5 protein-coding genes are annotated in these 4,533 nt (G+C 53.0%); all 5 read left to right on the top strand.

The features are described from left to right. A partial coding sequence (locus tag ACODR6_RS32000) for a sugar phosphate isomerase/epimerase family protein (RefSeq protein WP_489026593.1) occupies positions 1-774 on the top strand: 774 nt, incomplete at its 5' end. After that, positions 774-1,499, top strand: coding sequence for an acylneuraminate cytidylyltransferase family protein (locus ACODR6_RS32005; protein ID WP_489026595.1), 726 nt, complete (start codon positions 774-776; stop codon positions 1,497-1,499). The genes ACODR6_RS32000 and ACODR6_RS32005, both read left to right, overlap by 1 nt. Continuing rightward, entirely contained in the window at positions 1,496-2,689 is a 1,194-nt protein-coding gene (locus ACODR6_RS32010; protein ID WP_489026596.1) for a polysaccharide pyruvyl transferase family protein, read from the top strand. Before ACODR6_RS32005 ends, ACODR6_RS32010 begins: the two co-directional genes overlap by 4 nt. Before the next feature lie 21 nt (positions 2,690-2,710). Beyond that, a complete protein-coding gene (locus ACODR6_RS32015; RefSeq protein WP_489026598.1) occupies positions 2,711-3,586 on the top strand; it encodes a class I SAM-dependent methyltransferase in 876 nt (291 codons plus the stop codon). Between the two features lie 144 nt (positions 3,587-3,730). Continuing rightward, entirely contained in the window at positions 3,731-4,447 is a 717-nt protein-coding gene (locus ACODR6_RS32020) for a glycosyltransferase family 29 protein (RefSeq protein WP_489026600.1), read from the top strand. Positions 4,448-4,533 lie beyond the last annotated feature (86 nt).

Raw genomic sequence — 4,533 nt, forward strand, 5'->3', positions numbered from 1 at the left:
GAGACGATTCCGGCTTCGTGTGCGAACGCGATTGACTTCTTCAACACCCTGCTAGGGCTTGTAGTCCATAGCCCCGAACTGTTTTCGGGCGACCACGTGATGGATTTGTCCTCACAGGATCAAGACTACCGCTCTCGTTCTATTCATGAACTCCAGCGCGTCGTTGACCGCACACGTGAGCTCAAGCACTATTTTCCGGAGACGCCAAAGCCGCTGATCGTCATCAATGCGGGCGGCTTTACGTCTGATGATTTTATGCCCGTCGATCGCAGGCAAGAACACTATGACCGGGTTGCATCGTCTCTCGCTAGAGTGGAAGCCGAAGGCGTGGAGATTATTCCACAGACGATGCCGCCATTCCCTTGGCATTTCGGCGGGCAGCGCTACCACAACTTATTCATGGACCCGAAGGAAATTGTGGAATTCTGCGAGGCTCACAGCACCCGCATCTGCTTTGACGTTTCTCATTCCAAGCTGGCTTGCAATTTTTTCGGCTGGTCCCTGCAGAACTTTATGCAAGAGGTGGGTTCCCATATCGCTCATCTCCATGTTGTCGATGCGCGCGGTCATCATGACGAGGGGCTTCAGATCGGGGATGGAGAAATTGATTTTGAGCATGTCGGAAATAGTCTGCGTGAACAGGCCCCGAATGTGCCCTTCATTCCTGAGATTTGGCAGGGTCACAAGAATGGCGGAGAAGGCTTCTGGCTCGCGCTCGACCGGTTGGAGAAGGCCTTCGCGTCTCGTGACATGCAAAGAAAGCAAAGAACGTGATGTGCGATGAAGTGATTTCCGTAATCCCGGCGCGTGGAGGCTCAAAAGGGATTCCAGGTAAGAACCTTGCGGACCTCAATGGCAAACCATTGCTGGCGTGGTCGATTTTGGCCGCATTGGAGTCGGGGGCCGTTGATCGCGTGATTGTTTCAACCGATAGCGCCGAAATTGCCGATGTTGCACAGAATTGGGGAGCGGAAGTGCCGTTCAAGCGGCCCGCGCCCTTAGCGAGCGATGATATTCACGCCGTTCACGTCGCGCTGCACGCTCTCGATTGGTTTGAGCAACAGGAAGGATACCTGCCTGCCGGCGTGATGATGTTATTGCCGACAAGCCCTTTACGCCTCGCCGAAGACGTTCGAGGTGCAGCGGATTTGTTCCGCGAAACAGGAGCTCCCGCAGTGGTTAGCGTGGTTGATTTGGGTAAATACATGACCAATCTGCGCTATCTTGATGGGATGAAGCTGGAACGAGTGGCGCCTAAAGAAAACCCCAACGCCCAGCGGCAGGGGCTCAGGAAATTGTACAGTGTGAATGGCTCAATCTTTCTGGCAAGACCGGGGCTGTTGAGAGAGAGCGGTACGTTCCACCTTGAAGGCGCGCTTGGCTATGAAATGGCCACCGTCAACTCGATTGATATCAATTCTTCCGAGGATTTGCGTCTCGCCAGGCAAATCAGTGAGGGATTGCACCCCTGGAATTCACGCAGAGAAGTTACGCAATGACACTACGTTCACTTATCAGCTGCGGTTCGGAAGAAGTTAGTCCCCAAACGATAGCCACAAATCCTGTCGGAGCCAAACGTATCCTTCACATCGGCGTGCATAACTCAGCCAACCGCAATGCTGGTGATACGCTGCTGTTTCCGGTCGTCCGCAAGACTTTCGATACGCTCCTGGGATCACATGAATGGGAGCTGCGCCAGGCTTGGACGGAATTCTCCATCGAGGACGCGCGACGCATTAATCGCGAGTTTGACGGCATCGTGATCGGCGGCGGGGGCCTCCTCTTGCGAGATCAGGCAGGTAGCGACGTTTCTAACAGCGGTTGGCAATGGAACAGCACGGTGGAGGCCGTGCGTGCAATTGGCATCCCGTTGATCGTTTTCGCGATCGGATACAATCGATTCCGGGGTCAAGATGACTTCGACCCGGTTTTTCGCGAGCACATAGATGCGTTGGCCTCAAAGGCGAATTTTTTCGGACTGCGAAATACCGGCTCAATTCGTGCGCTGCAGCAGTATCTGGAATTCGACCAAGCGGACACTTTGCGGCGACAGTTCTGCCCGACGAATGTGTTATGGCAACTATATCCGGAATATCGGAAACTGGCGGAGGCTCACGACACCAAAGCGGATCGTGTCCTTGCTTTCAATGCCGCTTTCGATCGCGCTAATCTCAGATTTGGAAAGGATGCAGCGGGCGTTCTAGCCAACGTGGCTGGTGCGGTTTGCACGGCACATCGGCGTGGCTGGAAGATCGTTCTTGCTGCCCATAAGACTATGGACAGGCAAATCGAACCTTATCTGGATGCGGCGGGCATTGACTACGATACGGTAGATCTGACCGACGCCGGACCTAAGGAGATAATGAAATTCTATGCACAGGTGGACTTCGCCTTTGGCATGCGGGGACATGCGCAAATGATCCCGTTTGGGCTGCGTCGGCCGATAATGTCGATCATCAGTCATGACAAGATGAGATTCTTGCTCGACGATATTGAGCGACCGGCCTGGGGCGTCGAGATAGATTCACCGGATTTGTCGGATCGACTGAATGCCGCTTTGGCCGCGGTCGAATCCGATCGGCAAAAGGTGCATACCGACATCGCCGTCGCTCAAGACATTGTTTGGAAAGAAACGATGTCCAATATGCGCAAAATCGGACAAGAACTGTCCAACACGAAGACCGTGTAAATCTCGCCTGAGGAAGTCGGAATGCCCAATCTAATTGCAGAGCTTGAAAGCATTGGTGTGCTTTCCGCGGCCCGTCTTGAGGAATATTATCCGAGAGTTAGGGATCGCGATGATGTCGCTGTTCTTCGTGATCCTGTCACTGGGGTAGTTGTACTCTCTCGCTCTGATCACATGTCCGAAAAATACTACACGGAGCGCGCAGAAAAGAACAGTTACAGCATTCATGGCGCGGAAATCGTAACGCCGAGGCTGGAGGACAATACTCGTCGTGCCGCTGAGTTTGGTGGTTATATTCGCGGTAAACGTTGGCTTGATTTCGGCTGCGGATTGGGTGGCATGCTGGATGAATTGGCTTCCGAGGCTTCCTGGGCGGCCGGTCTGGAGCCGAACAAGGAACGCGCGGCGATTGTTCGTGGCAGGGGTCATGCCGTTATTGGCGGGCTCAGCAGCTTGGAGACGGCGTCTGTCGATGTGGTAACAATGTTTCACGTGCTGGAGCACCTCACGGAACCCGTAGCGATTCTCGAGTCAGTTCGGCGCGTGCTGCGGCCAGGTGGAACGCTGCTCATTGAAGTCCCTCATGCACGAGACGCTCTGTTTACCCTATACGATTGCGAGGCATTCAAGCGGTTCACGTTCTGGAGCGAGCATCTGGTCCTCCACACGCGTCAGAGCTTGCAAGCCTTGCTGCGGCACGTGGGATACGAAGCTGTTGAAACGATGGCACAGCAACGCTATCCATTGGCCAATCATCAATACTGGCTGTCGAAAGGTAAGCCGGGAGGGCACAATGAATGGCGGTTCCTGGCTTCTCCGGCTCTTGACGCAGAATATGCGGCGTCGCTTGCAAAAGTAGACAGAACGGACACTTTGGTAACAGTCTGTGTACACCCCTAGAAATGGCCGGGAAGCGGGATACTGTGGTGTTTCATAGAGCATAGGTAAGGGATATTACAATTGGTCGGGAGGATCAGATCCAGACTTTGGAAAGGGATTTGCCTTACTTGGGATAGGTCTCCATTAAGTCTTTTTCGGCTCCGCTTGCTCTCTCGAAAACGTGCCGCAAAATTTCAGAAAGCTCAAAGCCTCATTCGGGAAATTCACGGCGTAGCCGGTGAGCGTCAACTGAAAACCCTACTTGGGCAGATTTTCGGTGGACGTCGGATAGCGGTGGTTGGCAGTGCCCCTAACATCATCGGAAAGAACCGAGGAGCGGTAATAAATTCCTATGATATCGTGGTGCGATTCAATCTTATGACCCCGTCGGGACGCGAAAGCGATCTCGGAACGAAGACCGACGTAAGATTTGTCGGCTGCACTCTGCTGGAGAGACATCAAGCCAGTTTTTCAAAGCTGGAAGAGGATTCCATACTCATAACAACTCAGAAGAACATGGAGTTTATCGGCAAAATTGGCCGTCGCGCCATGTTTTATGACAGTCGATATCCAAAGGGCGTTCTCAAGTGGATACGGGATACGTTTTGCGACCCGTTTCCGGAAGAAGACCAAATGGCGCCACCTCCTCGTTCCGGATTGGTTTTTGTATCTATGCTGTTGAAATACGGAAACCCTGCCTACGTCAGGCTCTTTGGTTTTTCCGCTAAGGTCGATGACGCGATGACAGCGATCAACTATAAGGGGGAGGGGGATATACAATATGACCCCTCGCAATATAAAATAAATCATTGCAGTCCCTCCCATGAGCTGAAAGCCTTACTTTCTCTTGAATATGCGCGAGTTATTGACATTGAGACTTAATGCTTGACGTCGGTATGCGCGCGCTCGCAACCTGACCTTGCCCCGTTGAAATAATCCATTTTGAAGTAAGCTCTGGCCCATCGAGA

The organism is Rhizobium sp. FG96 (genome assembly GCF_057808655.1).